Here is a 25369-nt window from a genome sequence, read left to right as displayed (position 1 = left end):
GCCCCTCCGTCCGACGGAGGGGCGCCGCGTGCCTGGCAAAGGTGATGCTCTGGCGATTTTCAGGACACGAGACCCGTTCGGGGTTCCCGAGCGCTTGTGGTGTCGGCCGTGGCGGCTACTTCCGCAGGCCGATGCGGTCCCACAGGATATGGCCGTCGCTGAACAACTGAATGCCCGTCAGCTTGGTGTTCGCGATGTAGCCCACGGGCGCCTCCTGGTACACGAAGACGGGCATGTCCTGGATGAGCGCCACCTGCACACGTGTGTAGGCCTCGGTGCGCACCGTGCGGTCGGTGGACACCCGAGCGGCTTCCAACGCGGCGTCCACAGCCGGGTTCTGATAGCCCGTCACATTGCTTCGGCCGCTCTTGGAGTGCAGGTACTGGAACAGCGCCGGCTCCGGGTCCTCCGCCCACAGGATGTTCGTGCCCATGTCGTAGTCCAGGTCCTTCAGCATGCGCTGCGAGTACTCGGGAATCTCCAGCGCGACGACCTCGACCGTCAGCATCCCCTTCGAGACCGCCTCGATGCGCTCCTTGAAGTACTGCGCCATGCGGACGGACTTCGGGCTGGTGACCGTGACGAACTTCGTCGTGACGGGGTTGCGGCCGTTGTTGGTCGCCTTCGCGAACAGCCTGGCGGCTTCCTCGGGGTTGTTCTGGGGCAGCGTCAACTGGATGTTGGCCAGCGGCGACGAGGCTTCGAAGATGCCCTTCGCCGGGGCGCCCCGGCTCTCGAAGAGAACCTTGTTGATGTCGTCCGTGCTCAGCGACAGCGCGATCGCCCTGCGCAGGTCGGGGTTGGCGAGCGGTCGCTTGTCCCGGGTGTTGAAGACGATCTGCTGGCCGCCGTTCAGGCGGACCTGGTCGGTCGCCAGCCCGAGGTCCTTCGCGTCGGCCATGCGCAGGACGTCCGTGGTGACGCCGATGTCCGCCTTGCCGCCGTCGATGTCCTTGGCCAGGGTCTCGCTGTTCGTACTGACGCGGATGGTGACCGTGTCGAGGTACGGCTTGCCCTGCTGCCAGTAGTTCGGGTTCCGCTCCAGCACCATGTGGCTGCCGGGCACCCACTCGCGCAGCTTGTACGGTCCCGCCCCCACCGGGGCCGTACGCGATGCGGCGAGTGCCTCGTCCGAGTCGAGCGTGCGCGGCGACGGGACGTAGTTGAGCGAGTGCGCGATCGTACGGTCGAAGTTCGCGTTCGGCGCGGGGAGTTTGATGCTGAGGCGCAGCTTGTCGACCACGGTGAGGGTCAGCGGCTGGACGGTGCCGATCTGCTGCGACTGGAGCTTGGGGTCCAGGTGCTTCTCCCACGCCCGCTTGACGGCCTCGGCGTTGAGTTCGGCTCCGTCGGTGAAGCGGATCCCGTCGCGGAGCGTCAGCGTCCAGATGGTCGCCTCGCCGTTCGGAACCAGGGACTCGGCCATCTGCGGCCGGACGGTTCCGGTGGCCGGGTCCGCCCACACCAACACGTCGTAGATCGCCGACATACGGCTGCCGTCACCCTGCGGGGTGATGTTCCCGGTGTAAGGGCTGAGCCCGCGAGCGTCGCCGGGGTGCAACATGGTGATGTTGCCGCCTTGGCGCGGGGTGCCGTTCGGGTCCGGAAGGCCGCCGCCGGAGGAGTCCGCGCACGCGGCGGACACAGCTATGGCCGCCGCAACTATGGCTATTCGGACTTTGCGCAGACTGCGTCTGCGTGTCCGCCGTCCTTGGTCGTGCTTGAACACGGAACCCTGACCTCCACTTTCTCGTGGCCTTGGTGCGGGTGGGCGGTCGGGCCCCGTGCCGGAAGGACGGCACGAGGCCCGCAGTGCTCTTTCCACGTGGCACCCGGTGGTGCGGGTGGTGCGGTGGTGGTGCTGCGCATGCTACGCGGCGCCCAAGGCACGGTGGCGATCGGTGGGCACCTGTTCAGTTGCGGAGCCCGATCCGGTCCCAGTGCACCAACCCGTCGTTGAACAGCGACAGCCCGGTCACGTCCGAGGTGAACACGGCGGCGGCGATGGCTTCTTGATACACCCAGAACGGCAGGTCCTTGTTGAGCTCCACCTGCACCTGCGTGTACGCGTTGCGCCGCCTCGCGGCGTCGATGCTCTGCCGTGCCTGGTCGAGCGCCGCGTCCACGACGGGGTTCCGGTAGCCGGAGGACGCCGAGAAGCTCTTGCTGTGCAGCAGGTCGTAGATGCCCGGCTCGGGGTCCTCGATCCACTGCTGGCCGACCGCGGCGGTCCAACCCGGGGCGCCCTTGCGGACTTTGCGGATGTACGTCGCGATGTCGACCTCTTCTATCTGCATCGACACGCCGCGGTACTGACCGAGTTTCTGCCGGATGAATCCCGCGACCGCGACGGTGGTGGGGGCCGACGGCGCGATGTAGGTGAACTCCAGGGGCTTCGCGCCGTTGGCGGTCACCTCGTCGAACAACCTGGCCGCCTGCGCCGGGTCGTTCTGCGGCGCGGTGAGCTGGATGTTGGCGAGCGGGGAGGTCGCGCTGAAGATGCCCTTCGCGGGTGTGCCTGCACCGGCGTAGAATTTCTCGTTGATCTCCCCGCTGTCCAGCGCCAGCGCGACCGCTCGCCGGGCGCGCGGGTCGTCGAACGGCGGCTGCGCGGTGTTGAACAGCACCATCGCGCCGCCGTTGAGCCGCAGTTCTTCGACACCGAGGCCTTGGCTGCGGCCCCGGGCGATGTTCTCCGGGTCGATGGTGATGGTCAGATCCGAGGTCTTGCCGAGGCTTTCGACGCCGCGCTGGACGTCGATGTCGAACCGGATCACGAGTTCGTCGAGGTACGGCAGGCCCTGGCTCTTCTGCCAGTAGTCCGGGTTGCGGACGTAGGTCTGCGGCTGGCCCGGTGTCCACTGTTTGAGCAGGAACGGGCCGGCGCCGACGGGCTTGTCGCGGAGTGATGCGACGTTCTCCGGCCCCAGGGAGTTCGGTGACGCGTTGTACGAGAGGTTGCGCGCGACCGTGCGGTCGAAGTTGGCGTTCGGCGAGGCGAGGCCGATCCGCAGCACGAGCGGATTGGCCGGGTCCACGTCGAGGGAGGTGATGTTCAACACCGCCGCGGCTTGGTACGACCCGATCGAACGGTCTTGGTGGCGCACCCAGTTCGCCTTCACCGCCGCGGCGTCGTACCGTGCGCCGTCGCTGAACTTGACGCCGTCGCGCAGCGTCAGCGTCCAGTGCTGCCCGGTGCGGTCGGCCACCAGGCTTTCCGCGATCTGCGGCTGCACCGACCCGGTCGACGGGTTGGTGTACACCAGCGAGCCGTAGACGGCGGCCATGCGGTTGCCGTCCGCGACGTTGACGAACGACGTCAGCGCCGGGTCGAAGCTCGCGGCGTCACCGGGGAGGGTCAGGGTGAGCGAACCTCCGCTGCGGGGCGTGCCCTCGGGGTCGGGGGCCGGGTCGGAATCCGCGCAGCCCGCGATCGGGACGCCGGCGGCGAGGGAGGCCATGAGGAAGTGCCGCCGGGACAGCGGCGCGCCCTGTCGCGGGATTCGGGGTATGCGGTCGCCAAGGGTTCTGTGATTCAAAGCCCAACCTTCACCTGACGGGCCGCCCACGCGAACGGACGGCAACGGTGCATGCGTTCGGGCCCTGTGTGGTCCCCCTGCCGGAACGGGGAGGGCGGACGGACAGGACCGGATCGTGCGTGGAGCGGCAGAACTGGCCGTACCGGCTGTACAGGTGCGATCGGGCGAATCCGGTGGGAGTGCCCGTTGTTGCGGCGAAACCGATGTTTTCGGTGCCTTTGTGGTCCTCATGTGACGGCTTCGGGCGGGCTCGGTGCGCGAGTTCGCCGACCTGCCGTCGTCGGCGGGTTCTTTTTACTGCCTTCGGCGTGTGTTATCCATCGCGTCGGGCGTCAAGATCCTTGACAAGGGCGGAAGTCGGTGTTCCGCCACAATCGGCCGCGTCGAACCGCCGGGCCGACGCAGCGTCAGGAGACCGGTGCCTCCCCGGAAACCGCATCCTCGGCGCCGCCGACACCGCCGACCAGCGGGAAGTGGCAGGCGACTCGGTGCCCCCGCGCCACCTCCCGCAGCGCGGGCACCTCACTCGCGCAGCGCGGCGAGGCCAGCGGGCAGCGCGTGCGGAACCGGCAGCCGCTCGGCGGGTTCACGGGCGACGGGATCTCCCCGGCGAGTGCCGGACCGGCGTGCCCCGCCTGCGGGTTCGGTGCGGGCACGGCGTCCAGCAGCGCGCGCGTGTACGGGTGCGCCGGCGTGTCGTAGACCGCGTCCGTGTCGCCGATCTCGCAGATCAGCCCCAAATACATCACGGCGACGTCGTCGCTGATGTTGCGCACCACGGCGAGGTCGTGGGCGACGAAAATCATCGAGACTCCGGTGGACGCCTTCATCTCGTCCAGCAGGTCCAGCACTTGCGCCTGCACCGACACGTCGAGCGAGGCGACCGGCTCGTCGCAGATCAGCAGGTCGGGGTCGACGACCATGGCCCTCGCGATCGCGATGCGCTGGCACTGGCCGCCGGAGAACTCGTGCGGGCGGCGGTCCGACACCGACTCCGGGTCCAGGCCGACCTTGCGCAGCACGGCCGCCACCCTCGGCCCGATCTCGGCCTGCGGAACCCCGGCGATGACCAGGCCCTCGGCGACGATGTCCTTGATCCTGCGGCGCGGGTTGAGGGCCGACACGGGGTCCTGGAAGACCATTTGGATGCGGCGGCGCACGGCCCGCAGCCTTTTCCCGGACAGCGCGGTCAGGTCCTGCCCGGCGAAGACGACCGAGCCGGAGGTGGGCCCGGGGAGTTGGAGGATCGCCCGGGCGAGGGTCGACTTGCCGCAGCCGGATTCGCCGACGAGGCCGAGCGTGCGCCCGCGTTCGAGGCTGAATCCGACGCCGGCCACCGCGTCGAGCACGCCGCCGGGCACCCGGAACCGCTGGACGAGGTCCGTGACGGTGAGCAGGACGTTGTCGGGCGCGGGCATGGGCGCTGCTGCCTCGCTCGCGGCAGGCGCCGGGGTCGCGGCGGGTTCGGCGGTCATGCGGGGACCTCCTCGGCCGTGCTCGTCGCGGCGGGTCCGGCGCTGTCGTGCGGTGCCGCCGTGTCCGGCGGGCCCGCGGCGTCCGGTTCCCGGTCGGCGGTCTCGTCCCCGACCGGGTGGTGGCAGGCGTACCGGTGTCCCTCCTCCGATGCCGTGGCCGGGTGTTCAGCGGTGCAGCGGGTGTCCGCGGCCGTGCAGCGGGGGGCGAACGCGCAGCCGCCCCCGAGCGTCACCAGATCCGGCGGGGTGCCGGGGATCGGCCGGGGCCGGTGCGACCTGGGGACGTCCAGGCGCGGTACGGCGGCGAGCAGGGCTTCGGTGTAGCGGTGCCGGCGGTGTGCGAACAGGTCGTCGGTGGGGGCGTGTTCGACGATGCGTCCCGCGTACATGACCGCGATCTCGTCGGTGCGTCCGGCGACCACGCCGAGGTCGTGGCTGACCAGGATCATGCCCATGCCGCGGTCGGCCTGGATCTCGCCGAGCAGGTCGAGGATCTGCCGCTGCACTGTGACGTCGAGGGCGGTGGTCGCCTCGTCGGCGATCAGCAGGTCGGGGTCGCACGCCAGCGCCATGGCGATGGTGACGCGCTGGCGCATGCCGCCGGAGAGTTGGTGCGGGTATTGCCGGGCCCGCTTGCGCGGCTCGGGGATGCCGACGCGCTCCAGCAGGTCCACCGCCCGAGTTTTGGCGTCCGCGCGGGAGATGGCGGTGTGCTCGCGCATTGACTCGGTCAGTTGCCGTTCGATGCGGACGACCGGGTTGAGCGAGGTCATCGGGTCCTGGAAGACCATCGCGATGCGGTTGCCCCAGATCGCGCGCGCTTGCCCGCGGGGCAGGCCGACGAGTTCGGTGCCGCCGAGCCGGACGCTGCCGGCGATCTCGGCGATCGGCGGGCTGATGCCCATCAGCGCACGGACGAGCATCGACTTGCCGGACCCGGATTCGCCGACCAGGCCGAGGGTCCGCCCGGCGCCGATGCGGAACGACACACCGTCGACCGCCTTGAGCACGCCGCGCGGGGTGTGCAGGTGCACGTTGAGGTCGCGGACGTCCAGCAGCGGGACGTCCGGCGCGTCCTTGTTCCGTTCCATGAATGGGCCCTTGGTCGATGACGTCGGACTAGAGGTGGGATTCGCGTACGTCGAACCTCGCGCGCAGCCGGTCGCCGATCACGTTGAGGGAGAACACCGTCAGGAAGAGCACGCCGCAGGGCACGAACACCTGTCCGGGGTGGTCCTCCAGGTGGTCCTTCTCCTTGAAGACCATGCCGCCCCAGCTCGGCTCGGGGTCCGGGATGCCGACCCCCAGGAACGACAGCGAGCCCTCCGCGACGATCATCAGCGCCATGACGACGACCGCGTACGACAGCAGCGTCCCGACGGTGTTCGGCAGCAGTTCCTTGAACATGATCCGGCCGGGCCGGGCGCCCATCGCCCGGGCCACGACCACGTACTCGCGTTTCGACTGGGCGATCGCGTTCGCCTTGGTCAGGCGGTAGAAGCCGGGCACACTCAGCACCGCGAGACCGGCCGCGATGGTCCACACGCCCGGGTGCCGCGACACCGTCGCGAGCATGAGCAGGAGCAGCAGCGGCGGGAACGCGAGCAGCGCGTCCGCGACGATGTCGGTCACCGTCTCGACGGCCCCGCGGAAATACGCCGCGCAGAGCCCGAGCAGGCCGCCGACCGCGATGCCGCACACGACGGGGACGACGGAGACGATCACCGAGGTGCGGGCCCCGGCCGCGATGCGGGTCAGTGTGCTGCGGCCCACGAAGTCGGTGCCCAGGATCTCCGGCCACGCCTGGAAAGGCGGCAGGTGCGACTCGCCGTCCCCGACCGGGCGGTCGTAGTCGGCCGGCAGCAGGTCGGCGAAGACGACCATCAGGGCGATGATTCCGAGCCATGTGCACGCGAACCACCACAGCGGTCCCGCCGGCTTCTTCCCGCGCCTGTTTCCAGCAGCCGCCTCGGGCGGTCTCCCGGCGCCGGCCTCGGTGTGCCCGAGACGGCCTTCGGTGCCGACGAGGCTCATCGCGCCCTCACCCTCGGGTCGAGCAGCGTGTATCCGATGTCGACCAACGCGCTCAGCAGCACGTAGCCGACGGCGATGACCACGACGGTGCCCTGCACCGTGGGGATGTCGTTCTGATCGATGGCCGTGACGATGCTCTGGCCCAGTCCCGGAATACCGAAGTAGAACTCGACGATGACGGTGCCGCCGATCAATCGGCCCAACGTCAGACCGGAAATGGTGACCAGCGAGAACGACGACGGCCGCAACGCGTGGCGGAAGAGCACATAAGGCGACGACAGGCCTTTCGCACGTGCGGTCAGGATGTAGTCCTCCCGGAGCGTGTCGAGCATGTCGCTGCGCAGCAATCGCTGGAATTGCGGGATTTCCGCGAGGGCGAGGACGATCGCGGGCAGCATCAGGTATTCGATGTTCTCCGACGGATTCTCGGAGAATGTCGTCCAGCCGTGGTTGGGAAAGACCTGCCTCAATGTGCCGGGCGCGGCCAGCAGATAGACCAGCAGCATGGCGCTGATGAACGGCGGGACGGCCAGCAGGCCCGACGCGACGCCGCCGAGGACCTTGTCGGGGAGGCGTCCTGCGTGAGCAGCGGCCCATACCCCCAGCGGTACCGCGACCGCGAGGGCGAGGAACAACGCGACCAGTGCGAGTTCGAGGGTGACCGGATAGCGGTCCTTGATGCCGTCGATGACGGGGCGGCCGTTCGCCATCGAGGTGCCGAGGTCGCCGGTGAAGGCGTCGCCGAGCCAGCGGCCGTAGCGTTCGAACAGGGGTTTGTCATAGCCGTATTCGCGTTCGAGTGCCGCGACGTCCTCGGGGGTGCTGTCGGAAGTGAGCATGGGCGCCACCGGGGTCGCCGACGAATCACCGATTTCCAGCATGTCCGGCATCGCCGTGGTGGCGAGTGTGACCAGGAACAACACCGGTATGAGGTGGAGCAGCTTGCGGCCGAGCAGGCGCCACACGACGGTGCGGTCTCCTTTCGCGGGCCGGCCGGCTGACGGTGGCGGTACCCGTGAACCGCCGAGCGGTGACACCAATTCCCTTGGGAACGAGGCGTCATGACGATGCGTCAGTTGCGCGCGGGGTCAATTACGGCAGCGTCGGCGATCGAATGTCAATGCGTCGGGGTCATCCGCCGCAGGTCGTCGGCGAGCGTTTGCCGATTGTCCGGACGAAGTTTGCAAATGCCTCGCCGGCGCAGTCACCCGGCATCCGCCCCGGGCCGGCTCCATGCTGTCGCGCGCCTGTCTCGCGCGTTCCGCACCGATCTCCCGCCCGTCCCGCGCCTGCCACACCCTGGCCGGATCACGCCCCCGACCGCGTCCCCCGAACGGCCTCACCACCGCGATGCCGACCGTGCCTTCGGGCGTGCGCATTCGTTCACCTGCCGGAAACACTTGTGCGAGAACCGTCACAAGTGCGAAACACGCGACGACACGCCGTGAAACCTCACACCTCGAAGCTCCTTGCCATGAGCCCCGGAGGTCGGCCGGGGACACGGAGAAGAGAGGCAGAGTATGGACACGGGTAACACCGCTTTCGTACTCCTGAGCGCCGCACTGGTCATGCTCATGACGCCCGGGCTGGCGTTCTTCTACGGCGGAATGGTCCGCGTGAAGAGCGTCCTCAACATGCTGATGATGTCGTTCATCTGCCTGGCCGTCGTGACTGTGCTGTGGGTGCTTTACGGGTTCTCGATGGCGTTCAGCACGGACGCTTTCGGCGGTCTGGTCGGCAACCTCGACTGGTACGGCTTCCGCGACATCGGCGTGAACGAGCTGTGGGACGGCTACAGCGTGCCGATTGTGGCGTTCGCCATCTTCCAGTTGATGTTCGCGATCATCACCCCCGCGCTGATCAGCGGCGCGGTCGCGGACCGGGTCAAGTTCGTCTCGTGGACGATTTTCGTCGCCCTGTGGGTCACGATCGTCTACTTCCCGGTCGCGCACTGGGTCTGGGCCGCCGACGGCTGGCTGTTCAAGGAAGGCGTCATCGACTTCGCCGGTGGTACCGCAGTCCACATCAATGCCGGTATCGCGGCGCTGGCCCTGGTCCTCGTGGTCGGCAAACGCGTCGGGTTCCAGCGCGACCCGATGCGCCCGCACAACCTGCCGTTCGTGATGCTCGGCTGCGCCCTGCTGTGGTTCGGCTGGTTCGGCTTCAACGCCGGCTCCTGGCTCGGCGCCGACGGCGTCACCGCCCGTGCCGCGATCAACACGCAGGTCTGCACCGCCGCCGCCATCCTCGGCTGGATGGCGCTGGAGAAGATCCGCGACGGCCACTTCACCACGCTGGGCGCCGCGTCCGGCGCGGTCGCCGGCCTGGTTGCGATCACCCCCGCGTGTGGTGCCATCAGCCCGCTCGGCTCGATCGCCCTCGGCCTCGTCGCCGGCGCGGTCTGCGCCTGGGCGGTCGGCCTGAAGTACAAGTTCGGGTACGACGACTCGCTCGACGTCGTCGGTGTCCACCTCGTCGGCGGCATCATCGGCTCGATCGCCCCGGGTCTGCTGGCCACCGGCCACATCCAGAGCGACGCCGAGGGCCTGTTCTACGGCGGCGGCACGGACCAGCTCGTCAAGCAGCTCACCGGTGTCGGCGCGGTGCTCGCCTACTCCTTCGTCGCCACGTTCGTCATCGCCTTCCTCCTCCAGAAGACCATCGGCTTCCGGGTCTCCGAAGACGACGAGGTCGGCGGCATCGACCAGGTCGAACACGCCGAGACCGCTTACGACTTCGTGAGCCTGGGCGGCTCCGTCGGACGCCCGGGTGCGAACGCGGGAGCCTCGACCACTGCCCCGACGAACGAGACGAAGGTGGACGCGTGAAGCTCATCACCGCGGTCGTCAAGCCGCACCGGCTCGACGATGTGAAGAACGCCCTCCAGGCCTACGGCGTACACGGCCTGACGGTGACCGAGGCCAGCGGCTACGGCCGGCAGCGCGGCCATACCGAGGTCTACCGCGGCGCCGAGTACCAGGTCGACCTGGTGCCCAAGGTCCGCATCGAGGTCGTCGCCGACGACGAGGACGCCGACGAGCTTCTCGAAGTCATCGTCAAGGCCGCCCGCACCGGCAAGATCGGCGACGGCAAGGCCTGGGTTGTCCCGGTGGAGAGCGTCGTCCGGGTCCGCACCGGGGAACGAGGCCCCGAAGCGCTCTGACGAGCGGCATCTGTCACACACGCTGTAAGCGCAGGACGCGAGCCCGCACCGCCCACCGGCGGGCGGGCTTGCGTCGTCACCGCCCCGGCGGCCGTCGGCACACAGCAGCCCGGCGGACCGTCACCCACGCACCAGGAGGGCCCTCCCGTGGTGGACCCCAGCCCGTCGACCGCCCGATTCATCCGAAGCCGCGAGCAACTGCTCGGCGACACCGCGCCGGGCGGCCGGGAGCGCCGCCGCGCGCTCGCGGAGCTGGCCGACCGCTGGCTCACCGACCTCCTCGGCACCGCAGGCGTCGGCACGGCGGACACCGGCGTCGCCCTCGTCGCGGTCGGCGGCTACGGCCGCCGTGAGCTGTCACCCGGCAGCGACCTCGACGTCGTCCTGCTGCATTCAGGACGCGACAACGTCGCCGGCCTCGCCGACGCCGTCTGGTACCCGGTCTGGGACGCCGGCGTGCCGCTCGACCACTCGGTCCGCACCCCCGACGAGGTGCGCCGCGCCGCCGACGACGACCTGCGCGTCCACCTCGGCCTCCTCGACACGCGGCTCATCGCCGGCGACGCCGACCTCGCCCGGCAGGTCCGCACCGACGCCCTGACCGCGTGGCGCACGAACGCCGCCAAGCGCCTGCCGGCCCTGCTGGAATCGTGCGGGGAACGCGCCGCGAAATTCGGCGAGCTCGCCTTCCTCCTCGAACCCGACCTCAAGGAGGCCCGCGGCGGCCTGCGCGACGCCGCCGCACTGCGCGCCGTCGCGGCGTCGTGGGTCGCCGACGCGCCGCACGAGGAGGTCGACGCCGCCCGCGACACCCTCCTCGACGTTCGCGACGCGCTCCACCTCACCACCGGGCGTTCCGGCGACCGGCTGCTGCTCCAGGAGCAGGACACCGTCGCGCGCACGCTCGGCCTGCTGGACGCCGACACCCTGCTGCGCCGCGTCTCGGAATCGGCCCGCGCCCTGACGTACGCGTTCGACGTCACCTGGCGCGAGGTCAACCGCGTCCTCGCGGCCCGCGCGCGGCCCATGCGCCGGGTGCTGCGCGGGCGCGCGTCCGGACCCGAGCGCCGTCCGCTCGCCGCGGGCGTCGTCGAACACGGCGGCGAGGCCGTCCTCGCGCACGGCGCGCAACCCGCGCGCGACCCCGGCCTCGTGCTCCGCGCCGCGGCCGCCGCCGCCCACGCGGGACTGCCGCTGTCCCGGCACGCCGTCGAACGGCTCGCGGTCGAGTGCCCGCCGCTGCCCGACCCGTGGCCGCCGGAGGTCCGCGAGTCGTTCGTGAGCCTCCTCGGCGCGGGCCGCGGCGCCCTGCCGGTGTGGGAGGCGCTGGAGTCACGGCGCCTGGTCACCCGGCTGCTGCCCGACTGGGAGCGCGTCCGCTGCCGCCCGCAGCGCAACGCCGTGCACCGCTACACCGTCGACCGGCACCTCGTGGAGACCGCGGTGCAGGCCGCCGCGCACACGCGCCGGGTGGCCCGGCCCGACCTGCTGCTGGTCGCGTCGCTGCTGCACGACGTCGGCAAGGGCTGGCCCGGCGACCACAGCGTGAGCGGCGAGGTCATCGCCCGCGAGGCCGCCGCGCGCATGGGCTTCTCCAAGGACGACATCGACGTCATCGCCACGCTGGTCCGCCACCACCTGCTGCTCGTCGACACCGCCACCCGCCGCGACCTCGACGACGCGCGGACCGTCGCGTCGTTCGCCGAGACGGTCGGCAGCGTGGAGACCCTGGAGCTCCTGCACGCCCTCACCGAGGCGGACGCCGCCGCCACCGGCCCGGCCGCGTGGAGCGACTGGCGCGACGCGCTGTGCCGCGACCTGGTCTCGCGCGCCCGCGCGGTGCTGGTCGGCCGTCCCACCGCGCTCGCCCAGCCGATCGACACCGCGCGGCTGCGCCTGGCGGGTCAGGTGGAGGGAGGCTTCGCGGTCACCTTGCAGCCGCTCTCGTACGGCGCCGAGGTCACCGTCGCGGCACCCGACCGCGTCGGCCTCTTGGCGATTTCGGCCGGCGTGCTGGCACTGCACCGCCTCACCGTGCGCTCGGCGGTCGCGGACGTCGTGGACGGGACCGGGATCACGGTGTGGACCGTCGAGACCGAATACGGCACGTTGCCCGACCCGGCCGCCGTCCGTGAGGACGTGCGGCGGGCACTCGACGGGGGCCTGGACGTCGCCGCCAAACTCGCCAAGCGCGAGGCGGCGTACGCGCCCCGGCGCGGCGTGGTGCCCGCGCCACCGCGCGTGGCGGTGGTCCCCGGCGCGTCCGAGGCCGCGACCGTCATCGAGGTACGCGCCCATGACAGCCCGGGACTGCTGCACCGCATCGGCCGCGCCCTGGCCGAGGCACAGGTCAGCGTCCGCCAGGCGCGCGTCAGCACGCACGGCGCGGACGCCGTGGACGCGTTCTACGTTGTGGGCCCCGACGGCGGGCCCCTGCCCCGCGACCGCGCCCGCCAGGTGGCGAAGGCCCTGGAGAAGACGCTGTCCTGAGACCGCCCCGACCGATCCCTTCCGCTTCCGGCCGTCCCGGGTCACCCTGGAACGGCCGTGTGCGCTCCTTGGGTAGGCTTGAGCGGACTGCAACCCCGATCTCCCGCGACGAAGGACCTCTGCCGACGTGTTCGACACTCTCTCCGACCGCCTCGCAGCGACCTTCAAGAACCTCCGGGGCAAAGGTCGCCTCTCCGAGGCGGACATCGACGCCACCGCTCGCGAGATCCGGGTCGCGCTGCTCGAAGCCGACGTCGCGCTGCCCGTGGTCCGCGAGTTCGTCGCGCACATCAAGGAGCGCGCCCGCGGCGCCGAGGTGTCGCAGGCACTCAACCCGGCGCAGCAGATCGTCAAGATCGTCAACGAGGAGCTGATCCGCGTCCTCGGCGGCGAGACGCGGCGCGTGCGGTTCGCCAAGACGGCGCCGACCGTGATCATGCTGGCGGGCCTCCAGGGCGCGGGCAAGACCACCCTCGCCGGCAAGCTCGGCAAGTGGCTCAAGACCCAGAAGCACTCGCCGCTGCTCGTCGCGTGCGACCTCCAGCGCCCCAACGCGGTCAACCAGCTGAGTGTGGTCGCCGAGCGTGCGGGCGTCGCGGTCTACGCACCCGAGCCGGGCAACGGCATCGGCGACCCGGTCAAGGTCGCCCGTGACTCGATCGAATTCGCTCGGACGAAGCAGTACGACGTGGTCATCGTCGACACCGCGGGCCGCCTGGGTATCGACGCCGAACTGATGCAGCAGGCCGCGGACATCCGGGACGCGGTCCAGCCGGACGAGATCCTGTTCGTTCTCGACGCCATGATCGGCCAGGACGCGGTGACCACCGCGCAGGCGTTCCTCGACGGTGTCGGCTTCGACGGTGTCGTGCTGTCGAAGTTGGACGGCGACGCGCGCGGTGGCGCCGCGCTGTCCGTCGCCCAGGTGACCGGCCGTCAGATCATGTTCGCGTCGAACGGCGAGAAGCTCGACGACTTCGACGCGTTCCACCCCGACCGGATGGCGTCCCGCATCCTCGGCATGGGCGACATGCTCAGCCTCATCGAGATGGCGGAGCAGAAGTACGACGCCGAGATCGCCCTCAAGGCCGCCGAGAAGATCCAGAAGGGCGGCAAGGACTTCACTCTGGAGGACTTCCTCCAGCAGATGGAGCAGGTCAAGAAGATGGGGTCGATCTCCAAGCTTCTCGGCATGCTGCCCGGCATGGGGCAGATGAAGGAGCAGATCGACAGCATCGACGACCGCGACCTCGACCGGGTCGCGGCCATCATCAAGTCGATGACCCCCGGCGAGCGCGACGATCCGAAGATCATCAACGGCTCGCGCCGCGCGCGTATCGCGAAGGGCTCCGGCTGCACGGTCACCGAGGTCAACAACCTCATCGAACGCTTCTTCGAGGCGCGCAAGATGATGACCTCGATGGCCCGCGGCGGCGGCATCCCGGGCATGCCCGGGATGGGCGGCGGCGCCTCCCGGAAGAAGGGCAAAGCGCCCAAGCAGGCCAAGGGCAAGCGGCAGTCGGGCAACCCGATGAAGCGCAAGCAGGAGGAGCTTGCCGCGGCCCAGCGGCGCGAGGAGCGGGCGGCCCAGGCGTTCCAGTTGCCGGGCGGCGAGACCGACCCGTCGAAGTTCGAGCTTCCGAAGGGGTTCGAGGACTACCTCAAGTAGCCTCGGCGCGCACCATGGCACACAGCTCGCGGACGCGAGGCGGCATACGCGGTGCGGCGCCGCCTCGCGTGGCGTGGCACGCCGCCGTACGCGAGGCGGGTGCCGCGTGACCGCGGCGTACACCCGTCCCGGATACCGCGTCGGCATCCGGCCGGTGCGGCCCGAGGACGCCGACGCGTACCGGGACGCCGTGCTGCGCTCGATGGAGCACATCACGGCGTGGAACCCGGCCCGGCCGGACGGCTTCGCGGACATCCTCGCGGGGCAGGGGCCGGCGATGCGCACGTACTTCGTGGTCGACCTCGAAGACGGCGGCCTGGCCGGCAAGATCAATGTGGCGAACATCGTGCGCGGAGGCTTCCGCAACGCGACGCTCGGCTACGACGCCTACCTGCCGTACGCCGGGACCGGACGCATGACCGAAGGGCTCGCGCTCGTCGTCGACCGCTGCTTCGCGGCCGCCGGGCGCGGCGGGCTGGAGCTGCACCGGCTGGAGATCAACGTGCAGCCCGGCAACGTGCGTTCCATCGCCCTCGCGAAGCGACTCGGGTTCCGTCGCGAGGGGTTCTCGCCGCGGATGATCCACATCAACGGAGCGTGGCGCGACCACGAGCGCTACGCGATGACCGCCGAGGAATGGCCCGGTCTCGGCTGAGGCGGGGCGGACGCGGCATGGGCGACGGCGCCCAACCCGTACCATGTGGGCCCATGGCAAAGGCTCCCATCCTCACCCCCCAGGCGGACGACTTCCCGCGCTGGTACCAGGACCTCATCGGCAAGGCCGAGCTGGCGGACAACGGGCCGGTGCGCGGCACCATGGTCATCCGACCGTACGGCTATGCGCTGTGGGAGCGGATGCAGTCCGAGGTCGACGGCCGGATCAAGGACGCCGGGGCGCAGAACGCGTACTTCCCGATGTTCATCCCGGAGAACTACCTCACGCGCGAGGCCGAGCACGTCGAGGGCTTCAGCCCCGAGCTCGCGGTCGTCACCCACGGCGGCGGCAAGAAGCTGGAGGAGCCGGTCGTCGTGCGGCCGACCTCCGAGACGATCATCAACGAGTACTTCTCCAAGTGGGTGCAGTCGTACCGCGACCTGCCGCTGCTGATCAACCAGTGGGCGAACGTCGTCCGCTGGGAGCTGCGCCCGCGCGTGTTCCTGCGCACCACCGAATTCCTGTGGCAGGAGGGCCACACCGCGCACGTCTCGTACGAGGACGCCCGCGACTACGCCGCGCGCATCCACCGCGAGGTGTACGGCGACTTCATGCGCAACGTCCTCGCCATCGACGTGGTGCTGGGCCGCAAGACCGCCCGCGAACGCTTCGCCGGCGCGATCAACACCCTCACGCTCGAAGCCATGATGGGCGACGGCAAGGCGCTGCAGATGGGCACCTCGCACGAGCTCGGGCAGAACTTCGCGAAGGCGTTCGACACGCAGTTCCTCGCCGACAACGGCGAGCGCGAGTACGTCTGGCAGACCTCGTGGGGCACCAGCACCCGCATGGTCGGCGGCCTGATCCTCAGCCACGGCGACGACAACGGGCTGCGCGTTCCGCCGCGTCTCGCCCCGACGCAGGCCGTCGTCATGGCCATCAAGGGCGACGAGCCCGTGGTCGCGGCGGTTCGCGAACTGGGCGACCGGCTCAAGGCGGCCGGTGTCCGGGTCGTCGTGGACGACAAGACCGACACGCCGTTCGGCCGCCGCGCGGTCGACTGGGAGCTCAAGGGCGTGCCGGTCCGGCTGGAGATCGGCCCGCGCGACCTCGAAGGCGGCACCGCGATGCTGGCCCGCCGCATCGCCGGCGGCAAGAGCCCGGTGCCGCTCGACTCGGTCGTGGAGACGGTCGCCTCGGTGCTTGAGGAAGACCAGGCGCTGCTGCTCACGCAGTCGGCGGAGCGGCGCGTGGCGCGTACGGTCGACGTGGCGTCGATCGACGAGGCCGTGGAGGCCGCCGCGACCGGCTGGGGCCGCATTCCGTGGGCCGACCTCGGACCGGAGGGCGAGGCCAAGCTCGCCGAGCAGGGCGTCTCGGTGCGCTGCCTGGTGACCGCCGACGGCGGTGTGCCCGAGGCAGACGACCAGCCGGGCAACATCGCGATCGTGGCCCGCGCCTACTGACCACGGCCCGTCGCGTGCCCGCCCGCCGTCACCGGTTTGGGCCGCACCCGGCATGTCTGGCAGAATGGCCCGCTGAGTACCCGGAGCATCGTCGGACCCTCTCTCCGCATGACTTCGTGTCCACTGACCGGCCGGTTGCATGTCCCCACGTGACGACGCGGTCGCTCACCCACGTCAAGATGCAGGAGACACCACACCCGTGGCAGTCAAGATCAAGCTGAAGCGCCTGGGCAAGATCCGCAGCCCGCACTACCGCATCATCGTCGCCGACGCCCGCACCAAGCGTGACGGCCGCGCGATCGAGGAGATCGGTATCTACCACCCGATGGAGAACCCCTCGCGCATCGAGGTCGACTCCGAGCGGGCGCAGTACTGGCTCTCCGTCGGCGCCCAGCCGACCGAGCCGGTCGCGCACATCCTCAAGCTCACCGGCGACTGGCAGAAGCACAAGGGCCTGCCCGCTCCGGAGCCGCTGAAGGTCGCCGAGCCCAAGGCCGACAAGAAGTCGCTGTTCGAGGCCGCCGCGAAGGAAGCCGGCGACGAGCCCAAGGACGGCGCCACCACGCCCAAGCAGAAGAAGGAGAAGAAGGCCGACGCTCCCGCGGCCGACGCTCCTGCCGCCGACGCCGCCGAGTCGGCGCCGAGCGAGGGCTGACCCATGCTCGAAGAGGCCCTTGAGCACTTGGTCAAGGGCATCGTCGAGAATCCGGACGACGTCAAGGTGCGCGCCCGCAATCTGCGTCGCGGTCGCATCCTGGAAGTACGCGTCCACCCCGACGACCTGGGCAAGGTCATCGGTCGGGGTGGCCGTACCGCGAAGGCACTGCGCACTGTCGTGACGGCTCTGGGCGGGCGCGGTGTCCGCGTCGACCTCGTCGACGTCGACCAGGTGCGCTGAAAAACCCGGAGCGCGTCAAGCACGTGGGTGGTCCTCCACATCTGTTCGTTCGATGTGGAGGGCCACCTTTTCCGTTCGCCGCAGGTGCCGTGAGGAGAGAACAGTGCAGTTGGTGGTCGCCCGGATCGGTCGGGCGCACGGCATCCGGGGTCAGGTCAGCGTCGAAGTACGCACCGACGAACCGGAGTTGCGTCTCGCCCCCGGCGCGGTCCTGATGACCGACCCGCCGTCGGCCGGGCCCCTGACGATCAGCGCGGGCAAAGTGCACAGCGGGCGCCTGCTGCTCACGTTCGAGGGCGTCGGCGACCGCAACGCGGCCGAGGCGCTGCGCAACGTGCTGCTGATCGCCGAGGTCGATCCGAACGAATTCCCCGACGACCCCGAGGAGTTCTACGATCATCAGCTCGTCGGACTGGATGCCGTGCTCGCCGACGGGACGCTGCTCGGCGAGGTCGCCGAGGTCGCGCACCTGCCCGCGCAGGACCTCCTCATCGTGCGCCGGCCGGACGGCGGCGAGGTGATGGTGCCGTTCGTCGCGGAGATCGTCCCCGAGATCGACCTGGACGAACAGCGGCTCGTCGTGACCCCGCCGCCGGGCCTGATCGACGCCGAAGGTGCCGAAGTCGCGTCGGCGCGCGACAAGGACGCGGACGACCGGGGGGACACCGCGCCGTGAGAATAGACGTCGTCACGATCTTCCCCGAGTACCTGGCCCCGCTCGACGTCTCCCTGGTCGGAAAGGCGCGCGCCAAGGGGCTTTTGGACGTCCGCCTGCACCAGTTGCGCGACCAGGCGCACGACGTGCACCGCACGGTCGACGACACGCCGTACGGCGGCGGCCCGGGCATGGTCATGAAACCCGAGCCCTGGGCGGCGGCGCTCGACGCGGTCGCGCCGCCGGACGCTGGTCCGCCGCCGCGGCTCATCGTCCCGACACCGTCGGGGCGCCCCTTCACGCAGCAGCTCGCCGTCGAACTCGCGGCCGAACCCTGGCTGGTCTTCGCCCCCGCGCGGTACGAGGGCATCGACCGGCGCGTCATCGACGAGGCCGGCACGCGGATGCGCGTCGACGAGGTCTCGATCGGCGACTACGTCCTCGCCGGCGGCGAGGTGGCGGTCCTGGTCATCGTCGAGGCCGTCGCGCGGCTGCTGCCCGGGGTGCTCGGCAACGCCGAGTCCGCACGCGACGATTCGTTCGCGCCCGGCGCGATGGCCAATCTGCTGGAAGGCCCCGTCTACACCAAGCCCGCGGTGTGGCGCGACCGCGAGGTGCCCTCCGTCCTGCTGTCCGGGAACCACGGTGCGATCGCCCGCTGGCGGCGCGACCAGGCCCTGCGCCGGACCGCGCAGAACCGCCCCGACCTGCTCGAACGCCTCACCCCGGAGGACGTCGACAAGCACGACCGGGCCACCCTCGCGGCACTCGGTTGGACCGAGCGCGACGGCCGGTTTTCGTCGGACGGCCCGCCTGTGGCACACTGAATGGCTGTTGTCGTCCGACCTTTCTTCGGCGCCGCGCCTCCCTCGCGGGGGGTGACGGAGGTGCTGCTGCCTCAGGGGGAGCACCGCCGCGAAGGCCGACGGCCCCTCTTCGTAGCCACCACGACATGCCGTGGGTGACCTGTGGCACCCGCGAGAAAGCGACGCCCATCATGGCCAACATCCTCGACGGCCTCGACGCCGCCTCCCTGCGCGACGACATCCCGGACTTCCGTGCCGGTGACACCCTGAAGGTGCATGTCCGCGTGGTCGAGGGCAACAAGTCCCGCGTCCAGGTCTTCCAGGGCTTCGTGCTGCGTCGCCAGGGTTCCGGCGTCCGCGAGACCTTCACGGTCCGCAAGGTCAGCTACAACGTCGGGGTCGAGCGCACCTTCCCCGTGCACACCCCCGTCATCGAGAAGATCGAGGTCGTGACGCGCGGCGACGTCCGCCGCGCGAAGCTGTACTACATGCGCGACCTGCGCGGCAAGGCTGCCAAGATCAAGGAGAAGCGCGACGCGTCGGGCCGCACGACGGTCTGAGGCGGCTGAGGCGCATCCCGGCGCCGATCCGGCGAACCCGCGTCGCGTGCACCGGGCGGGTGGCCCGTTAGGCTCCATCGCGATGGACGAAGCAGCGCGCGCGATCGAGCCGGGGGAGACCCCGAGCCCCGCGCCCACAGACAACGGCCGCGGCTCCACGGTGGAGGGTTCCACCGGCCCCTCGATTCCGGGGGGCACGGAGCCGCGGCCGACGCATCCCGCGGAACCGGAGACGGACGCGGGAGGGGACGACGAGGCGCCGGTATCCGGAGCCGACGGCCCGCGAACGCCCTCGGCGGAGCGTACGAACGACCGGGCGCGCCAAGGTCCGTCGCGCGAAGACGACGGTTCCGCAGCGGATCCGGAGCCGGCCGCCGAACCGAAGACCGTTGCGGGGAACAGCGGTTCGAAGGCCGTGATCCCCGAGCCGCGCACGGGCGAGCCGGACGACGGCGACTCGGCCGAGCCGGAGACGGCAGCGGACGACGCGACGGAATCCGCGACGGAGGATGCGGCGGACGAGGCTTCGCCGGAGTCCGCCCAACAGGATTCGTCCGGGTCGCCTGGATCTTCGGCGCCGAAAGCGGCGGCGGATCAAGGCGGTTCGGAGGAGACGAGCGCGTCTGCCGACGGACCGGACACCGCCGACGCCGACACTGGCGCGGAAACCGAGTCTGCGACGGCCGCCGAGGACCACGCGGACGCAGCCGGGCCGCCTTCGGATCCGGCGGAGGCCGCCGAAGACGAACCCGACGACGAAGCCGACAGCGCGGTCGCCGACGCGGAGTCTGCGCGTACGTCCGATGCGGTGTCGGATGCGGGATCCGACGCCGAGGCCGCCTCCGAGTCGAAGACGGACGGCGAACCGGCCGATGCCGAGGCTGCCGCAACGACCGGTCCCAAGGCCGAAACCCCGGCCGATGCGGGGGCCGAAGTGGCTGCGGACGCCGAGCGCGCCACTGAACTCGACGCCGGTCCCGACGGCGAAGCCGACGCCGTACGAGGCACGGACTCGGACGCTGAGCCTCCCGCAAAGTCCGTCGGCAAGGTGGCGACCGACCCAGCCCCTGGTTCCGAGTCCGACTCCGCCCCTGGCTCCGATGGCGAGGCGGAAACCGAACCCGACGCCGAGCCCGCATCGGCAGCCGAACCCGACAAGTCGGAGAACAAGGCCGAACCCAAGGCCGAGACAAAGCCCGAAAGCAAGCCCGAAAGCAAGGCCCAAGGCAAGGCCGAAAGCAAGGGCGAAACAGACTCCGAAGCCGAGCCCGACACCAAACCCGCGTCGCCGCCCGAGGCGACCGCGCGGCTGAGGGCGGCCGTCGCGACCGACGCCGAGTCGAAGGCTGCCACGGCCGAGCTGAAGGCGTCCCCGGCTTCGACTCTCGACACCAAAGCCGATAAAACGGTCGAGGCCGACACCGACACGGACACCGAAACCGACACCGAAGCTGACGCTGACGAAGACGACGAGGATGAGGAGTCCGGCCGACGCAGACGGTTGCCCGCGTGGCTGGAGCTTCCGCTCCTGGTCGCCCTCGGGCTCTTCGTTGTGGTGGTGCTGCACTCGTACGTCGCGCAGCCGTTCGTCATTCCGAGCGGTTCGATGGAGAACACGCTGGAGATCGGCGACCGCGTGTTGGTCAACAAGCAGGCGTACACCTTCGGCGACCGGCCCCAGCGCGGGGATCTCGTCGTGTTCGACGGGACCGGCGTGTTCTTCCGGGGGGAGTCGGACAGCAAGGACTCGAACCCGGTCGGGAAGGTGTTCGAAGGGCTGGTGTCGGTGTTCGGTTTCGGCGACTCCGACAAGACCGATTTCGTCAAACGCGTGATCGGTGTCGGCGGTGACCGTGTCGTCTGCTGCGACGCGCAGGGGCGCATCACCGTCAACGGCGTCCCGCTCGACGAGTCCGGCTACCTGCACCCCGGAGACGTCCCCTCCCTCATCACGTTCGACGTCCTGGTCCCCGAGGGCGAGCTGTGGGTGATGGGCGACCACCGCAGCAACTCGGCGGACTCACGCGAACACATGGGCGAACCGGGCGGCGGCTTCGTCCCCGAGGACCGCGTCATCGGACGCGTCGACTGGATCATCTGGCCGCTGGGCCGAATGGGGGGTGTCGACCGGCCGGCGACGTTCTCCCAACCGGGCATCGGCCGTCAGACGCATCCGGCGGTCGAACCCCGTGGGTAAGCGGGGCAAGCCCCGTGACTCCCGGCTCTCGGGAGGCCACGCGCGGTCGGTGCACGGGTCGGGGGCGTCGGATGACGTCCGCGGCGCCGCGCCCCCCGGCCCCGACCCCGCAGGTGTCGGCCGGCGCCCCGGCGACGGCCGGGTGGTCGGCCAGGGGGCGGCGGCCGGCGAATTCGGCCAGGTGGCCGGGGCCGCCGGCACCCTGCCCGGAACCGGCACCCGCGCCCCCGGCACCACACCTCCCGCGACGGGAGGGCGGGCCGCGGCCCGCGGTCGCAAACCGAAGAAACGGCGCCGCGGCCTGCGGCGCAAGGACGAGCCGGTGTCGCTGTGGCGCGAACTGCCGCTGCTGGTCGTCGTCGCCGTCATACTCGCGCTGGTCATCAAGACGTTCTTCGTGCAGGCGTTCTACATTCCGTCGGGCTCCATGGAACAGACGATCGGCGTGGGCGACCGCGTACTGGTCGACAAGTTCACGCCGTGGTTCGGTGCCAAGCCGGAGCGCGGCGAGGTCGTGGTCTTCCGGGACCCGGGCGGCTGGCTGAGCCAGGAACACAAGTCGGATCCTCCCCCGGTGGTCAAGCAGCTCAAACAGGCCATGGTCTTCGTGGGCCTCCTGCCGTCCGATGACGAGCAGGACCTGATCAAGCGCGTCATCGGCGTGGGTGGCGACACCGTTGCGTGCTGTGATGCGTCCGGACGGGTGACGGTGAACGGTGTGCCGTTGAACGAGCCGTACATCCATCCGGGTGATGCGCCGTCGAACGTCCCGTTCTCGGTCAAGGTCCCCGAAGGGCGCCTGTGGGTGATGGGCGACCACCGGAGTGATTCCGCGGACTCGCGGGCCCATCAGGACCGCCCCCACCAGGGCACGATCGCCGAGAGCGACGTGATCGGACGCGCGTTCACGGTGGCCTGGCCGGTGAGCAGATGGCGGGGTCTGCCGGTGCCTGGGACGTTCGAGGGAGCCGGGAAATTTACCAATCCCGGCAACGCGACCGCGGTTCTCCCGAGCGCTCCGGTCGTTATGGGGGTGGCGGGTGCCGTTCCGGTGATCCTTCTCCGCCGGCGTGTACGCTCGCGCCCGCGGGAGGGGGATCCCCAGGCGCGCCGAACCGGCACGGATGCATGCCGGCGTGACGAAGCATGACGATGGACGGACGGTAGCGCCCCGGACCCGGACGCGCCGCCGGCACAGGTACGAGGAGGCGCCGTGGGGGAAGTCGTGGTCGGAGCACGGTCCGCAGGTGGAGACGACGAGTCGGGCCGTCGGCGGCCCGAGCAGCCGCACGGGCGGCCGGAGCCCGAACGGGCGGACGGCGGCGCACCCCAGGGGCCGGCCGAACCCGCTCCCGGACGTGAGGGCCCTGCCGTTCCGCATCCCGGCGGCGGGCCGGACGCAGGGTCCGGATCGACCGCGGTACCGCCGATCGGCCCGAATGTCCCCGGGGACGCCGCGCCGCCGCACGAGGTGCCGACGCCCCCACCCGCCGGGCCCGAAGGGCCCCCGGGCCGCGCGGAGCCGCCTGAGGGCGACGAGCCGGGATCGGCCGACAAGGACAAACCCTCCGCGGGCGAGGGCCCCGGCTCGCACGACGCGGGAAAGGCCGGCATTTGGGCCAGGCGGGCGAAGAAGCCGCAGACGCCGCAGAAGAAGGGCTCCTTCTGGAAGGAGCTGCCGCTGCTTCTGGGCATCGCGCTGGTGCTCGCGCTGATCATCAAGACGTTCCTGGTCCAGGCGTTCTCCATCCCGTCGGAGTCGATGGAGAACACGATCAAGGTCGGCGACCGAGTCTTGGTCGACAAGCTGACGCCGTGGTTCGGATCGGAGCCTGAGCGCGGCGAGGTGGTTGTCTTCAAGGACCCGGGCGGCTGGCTCGAAGGCGAGCCCGAGCAGTCCGACAACGGATTCGTGCGCGGGCTGCAAAAGGCCCTCTCATGGGTCGGCCTGATGCCGTCGACGAATGAGAAAGACCTGATCAAACGGGTGATCGGGGTCGGCGGTGACACGGTCGAGTGCTGTGACGCACAGGGCCGGGTCATGGTCAACGGCGTGCCCTTGAACGAGACGTACCTCAAACCGGGCGAGCTGCCGTCGGAGACGCCTTTCAAGGTCGCGGTGCCCGAGGGGCGCCTGTGGGTGATGGGCGACAACCGCGGCAACTCGCGCGACTCGCGGTCGCACCTGGCGATGGGCGATCCGCATCAGGGGACGGTCGACAAGGACCAGGTCATCGGCCGTGCGTTCACGGTCATCTGGCCGTTGGGGCGCATTCACTGGCTCGGCGTGCCCGGCACGTTCGACCAGAAGGGGATCGCGTCTTCCTCGGCACCCATGGCGCTGGGGCTCGCGGGAGCGGTGCCGCTGATGTTGTGGCGGCGGCGATGGCTCGAACCCGAGTTCCCGGTCGCGAAGACGGGCTCGCCGTGACGGCTTGCGACGACAGCCCGCGATGACTCTCCGCGACGAGGCATCACCGTGACCGCGTCGCGATGACGGGATGAAACCGGGGTCGGGATCCGTACATCCGTGCGGATCCCGACCCTGCGTTCATCCGCCGGGGGCACAATCGGCAGATGACTTCGAACGCCGCAGCCCCACCGCCGGCGGGTCATGCCGACCCGTGGCCGGAGCCTCTGCCGCACCCGGTGCCCGACTACCCTCCCGACCTGCGCGTCGACCTCGTACGCCGAGCCGTGCGCGTCGTTCTGCAGGACGCCGGCGACCGCATTCTCCTGTTCCGCAACCATGTGCCGGCGAGCAACCCGTCCGACTGGTGGGACCTGCCCGGCGGCGGTCTCGACCCGGGGGAGACGTACGTCGACGCCGCTGTACGCGAGATCGCCGAGGAGACCGGGCTGACCTTGGACCGGTCGGCGATCGGTGCCCCGCGGTGGCGCCGCAGCTCGACGTGGACGCGCGGGGAGTTCCGGCGCGTCCAGCACGAATTCGTGGTGTCGGCGCGCGTGGAGGCGGAGGCCCCGGAGGTCGACCAGTCGGGCTGGACCGAGGAGGAGGTCTACGAGTACGTCGGTGCCCGGTGGTGGACCCTGGACGAGATCGTCGCCAGTCCGCTGCACTTCTATCCGGGACGGCTGCCGCAGTTGCTGCCCGGATTTCTGGCCGGCGAGAAGGTGGACGAGCCTTTCGAGTGGTGGAACTGAGCGGTACCGCGGGAGTGCGGACCGGACCCCGGTACACAATGGGAACGACAGTGAAGCGCAGGAGCGAGGGGCGCGCATGAGTGCGGAGGATCTCGAAAAGTACGAGACCGAGATGGAGCTTCAGCTCTACCGCGAGTATCGCGATGTCGTCGGCCTCTTCAAGTACGTCATCGAGACGGAGCGGCGCTTCTATCTCACCAACCAGTACGAGCTGCATGTGCGCTCGGCTGACGGCGAGGTGTTCTTCGAGCTCGCCATGGCTGACGCGTGGGTCTGGGACATGTATCGCCCGGCCCGTTTTGTCAAAAATGTCAGGGTGCTGACGTTCAAGGACGTCAACGTCGAAGAGCTGACGAAGAGCGATCTGGAGATGCCGTCAGGCAACGAGGGATTCGGTTCGTAACCGCTACCGCGTCGCGGACAAGGCCCGGGGAGGGGAAGAGCCACCAAACGGCCTTCCCCTCCCCGGGCCTTCGTGCACACCACTCCAGCCACCCCAGCCCCAGCCCACACGCGGCCCCCGGCGCCACCCCCACCGCCGGTCGAACCGGCTCGACCCCAACCACGAGGCGCGGCCGGGCCCGGCCACGCCGCCGA

General features: G+C 70.3%; 22 protein-coding genes. 16 read left to right on the top strand and 6 right to left on the bottom strand.

All coding sequences use genetic code 11. From position 1 onward, the window contains the following. Window positions 1-115 precede the first annotated feature (115 nt). From ACRX5W_RS14015 to ACRX5W_RS13990, 6 genes are all read right to left on the bottom strand, one after another. Complete coding sequence (locus tag ACRX5W_RS14015) at window positions 116-1729, bottom strand: ABC transporter substrate-binding protein (RefSeq protein WP_436788426.1); 1614 nt, start codon at window positions 1727-1729, stop codon at window positions 116-118. A gap of 184 nt (window positions 1730-1913) precedes the next feature. Next, window positions 1914-3539, bottom strand: coding sequence for an ABC transporter substrate-binding protein (locus ACRX5W_RS14010; RefSeq protein WP_436788425.1), 1626 nt, complete (start codon window positions 3537-3539; stop codon window positions 1914-1916). A gap of 407 nt (window positions 3540-3946) precedes the next feature. Continuing rightward, on the bottom strand, window positions 3947-5014 hold the full coding sequence (locus tag ACRX5W_RS14005; protein WP_436788424.1) for an ABC transporter ATP-binding protein: 1068 nt from the start codon (window positions 5012-5014) through the stop codon (window positions 3947-3949). Beyond that, complete coding sequence (locus ACRX5W_RS14000) at window positions 5011-6105, bottom strand: ABC transporter ATP-binding protein (RefSeq protein ID WP_436788423.1); 1095 nt, start codon at window positions 6103-6105, stop codon at window positions 5011-5013. Before ACRX5W_RS14000 ends, ACRX5W_RS14005 begins: the two co-directional genes overlap by 4 nt. Window positions 6106-6133: 28 nt before the next feature. After that, on the bottom strand, window positions 6134-7048 hold the full coding sequence (locus tag ACRX5W_RS13995) for an ABC transporter permease (protein ID WP_436788422.1): 915 nt from the start codon (window positions 7046-7048) through the stop codon (window positions 6134-6136). Then, on the bottom strand, window positions 7045-8013 hold the full coding sequence (locus ACRX5W_RS13990) for an ABC transporter permease (protein ID WP_436788421.1): 969 nt from the start codon (window positions 8011-8013) through the stop codon (window positions 7045-7047). The genes ACRX5W_RS13995 and ACRX5W_RS13990 overlap by 4 nt, the downstream gene beginning before the upstream one ends. Window positions 8014-8568: 555 nt before the next feature. Here ACRX5W_RS13990 and ACRX5W_RS13985 point away from each other — a divergent pair. The 16 genes from ACRX5W_RS13985 (at window position 8569) to ACRX5W_RS13910 (ending at window position 25175) form a co-directional block, all read left to right on the top strand. Further along, on the top strand, window positions 8569-9876 hold the full coding sequence (locus ACRX5W_RS13985) for an ammonium transporter (RefSeq protein ID WP_436788420.1): 1308 nt from the start codon (window positions 8569-8571) through the stop codon (window positions 9874-9876). Next, window positions 9873-10211 carry a P-II family nitrogen regulator gene (locus ACRX5W_RS13980; protein ID WP_436788419.1) on the top strand — a complete coding sequence of 113 codons (339 nt, stop codon included), beginning with the start codon at window positions 9873-9875 and terminating at the stop codon, window positions 10209-10211. Before ACRX5W_RS13985 ends, ACRX5W_RS13980 begins: the two co-directional genes overlap by 4 nt. Before the next feature lie 147 nt (window positions 10212-10358). Next, window positions 10359-12701 carry a [protein-PII] uridylyltransferase gene (locus ACRX5W_RS13975; protein WP_436788418.1) on the top strand — a complete coding sequence of 781 codons (2343 nt, stop codon included), beginning with the start codon at window positions 10359-10361 and terminating at the stop codon, window positions 12699-12701. Window positions 12702-12828: 127 nt separating this feature from the next. Then, a complete protein-coding gene (gene ffh, locus ACRX5W_RS13970; protein ID WP_436788417.1) occupies window positions 12829-14370 on the top strand; it encodes a signal recognition particle protein in 1542 nt (513 codons plus the stop codon). 106 nt (window positions 14371-14476) lie between these two features. Continuing rightward, a complete protein-coding gene (locus tag ACRX5W_RS13965) occupies window positions 14477-15025 on the top strand; it encodes a GNAT family N-acetyltransferase (protein ID WP_436788416.1) in 549 nt (182 codons plus the stop codon). A 53-nt stretch (window positions 15026-15078) separates the two neighbouring features. Further along, entirely contained in the window at window positions 15079-16491 is a 1413-nt protein-coding gene (gene proS, locus ACRX5W_RS13960; RefSeq protein ID WP_436788415.1) for a proline--tRNA ligase, read from the top strand. Window positions 16492-16690: 199 nt separating this feature from the next. Beyond that, a complete protein-coding gene (gene rpsP, locus ACRX5W_RS13955; RefSeq protein ID WP_436788414.1) occupies window positions 16691-17146 on the top strand; it encodes a 30S ribosomal protein S16 in 456 nt (151 codons plus the stop codon). Between the two features lie 3 nt (window positions 17147-17149). Continuing rightward, on the top strand, window positions 17150-17389 hold the full coding sequence (locus tag ACRX5W_RS13950; protein ID WP_231778266.1) for an RNA-binding protein: 240 nt from the start codon (window positions 17150-17152) through the stop codon (window positions 17387-17389). A 103-nt stretch (window positions 17390-17492) separates the two neighbouring features. Then, window positions 17493-18065, top strand: coding sequence for a ribosome maturation factor RimM (gene rimM / locus ACRX5W_RS13945; RefSeq protein ID WP_436788413.1), 573 nt, complete (start codon window positions 17493-17495; stop codon window positions 18063-18065). After that, window positions 18062-18871 carry a tRNA (guanosine(37)-N1)-methyltransferase TrmD gene (gene trmD, locus ACRX5W_RS13940; protein ID WP_436788412.1) on the top strand — a complete coding sequence of 270 codons (810 nt, stop codon included), beginning with the start codon at window positions 18062-18064 and terminating at the stop codon, window positions 18869-18871. Before rimM ends, trmD begins: the two co-directional genes overlap by 4 nt. Window positions 18872-19041: 170 nt before the next feature. Further along, window positions 19042-19410: a 50S ribosomal protein L19 gene (rplS, locus tag ACRX5W_RS13935; RefSeq protein ID WP_231779501.1), complete on the top strand. Its 369-nt coding sequence runs from the start codon at window positions 19042-19044 to the stop codon at window positions 19408-19410. A 46-nt stretch (window positions 19411-19456) separates the two neighbouring features. Next, window positions 19457-21607 carry a signal peptidase I gene (lepB, locus tag ACRX5W_RS13930; protein ID WP_436788411.1) on the top strand — a complete coding sequence of 717 codons (2151 nt, stop codon included), beginning with the start codon at window positions 19457-19459 and terminating at the stop codon, window positions 21605-21607. After that, the gene (gene lepB, locus ACRX5W_RS13925) at window positions 21600-22757 is read left to right on the top strand and encodes a signal peptidase I (protein WP_436788410.1); all 1158 of its coding nucleotides are present in this window, start codon (window positions 21600-21602) and stop codon (window positions 22755-22757) included. Before lepB (ACRX5W_RS13930) ends, lepB (ACRX5W_RS13925) begins: the two co-directional genes overlap by 8 nt. A gap of 63 nt (window positions 22758-22820) precedes the next feature. Further along, complete coding sequence (gene lepB, locus ACRX5W_RS13920) at window positions 22821-24038, top strand: signal peptidase I (RefSeq protein ID WP_436788409.1); 1218 nt, start codon at window positions 22821-22823, stop codon at window positions 24036-24038. A 146-nt stretch (window positions 24039-24184) separates the two neighbouring features. Next, the gene (locus ACRX5W_RS13915) at window positions 24185-24772 is read left to right on the top strand and encodes an NUDIX hydrolase (protein WP_436788408.1); all 588 of its coding nucleotides are present in this window, start codon (window positions 24185-24187) and stop codon (window positions 24770-24772) included. A 76-nt stretch (window positions 24773-24848) separates the two neighbouring features. Next, on the top strand, window positions 24849-25175 hold the full coding sequence (locus tag ACRX5W_RS13910) for a DUF2469 domain-containing protein (protein ID WP_436788407.1): 327 nt from the start codon (window positions 24849-24851) through the stop codon (window positions 25173-25175). Window positions 25176-25369: the final 194 nt, after the last annotated feature.

It is taken from the genome of Yinghuangia sp. YIM S10712, from assembly GCF_051388935.1.
GTDB lineage: Bacteria > Actinomycetota > Actinomycetes > Streptomycetales > Streptomycetaceae > Yinghuangia.
This window is presented reverse-complemented; position numbering and strand designations above follow the sequence as displayed.

Bases quoted from the DNA above. Each gene is read 5' to 3' on its own strand.
- ACRX5W_RS14005 (WP_436788424.1), bottom strand. From the start codon at position 5,014: ATGACCGCCGAACCCGCCGCGACCCCGGCGCCTGCCGCGAGCGAGGCA.
- ACRX5W_RS14000 (WP_436788423.1), bottom strand. From the start codon at position 6,105: ATGGAACGGAACAAGGACGCGCCGGACGTCCCGCTGCTGGACGTCCGC.
- ACRX5W_RS13995 (WP_436788422.1), bottom strand. From the start codon at position 7,048: ATGAGCCTCGTCGGCACCGAAGGCCGTCTCGGGCACACCGAGGCCGGC.
- ACRX5W_RS13985 (WP_436788420.1), top strand. From the start codon at position 8,569: ATGGACACGGGTAACACCGCTTTCGTACTCCTGAGCGCCGCACTGGTC.
- proS (WP_436788415.1), top strand. From the start codon at position 15,079: ATGGCAAAGGCTCCCATCCTCACCCCCCAGGCGGACGACTTCCCGCGC.
- ACRX5W_RS13950 (WP_231778266.1), top strand. From the start codon at position 17,150: ATGCTCGAAGAGGCCCTTGAGCACTTGGTCAAGGGCATCGTCGAGAAT.
- rplS (WP_231779501.1), top strand. From the start codon at position 19,042: ATGGCCAACATCCTCGACGGCCTCGACGCCGCCTCCCTGCGCGACGAC.
- ACRX5W_RS13915 (WP_436788408.1), top strand. From the start codon at position 24,185: ATGACTTCGAACGCCGCAGCCCCACCGCCGGCGGGTCATGCCGACCCG.
- ACRX5W_RS13910 (WP_436788407.1), top strand. From the start codon at position 24,849: ATGAGTGCGGAGGATCTCGAAAAGTACGAGACCGAGATGGAGCTTCAG.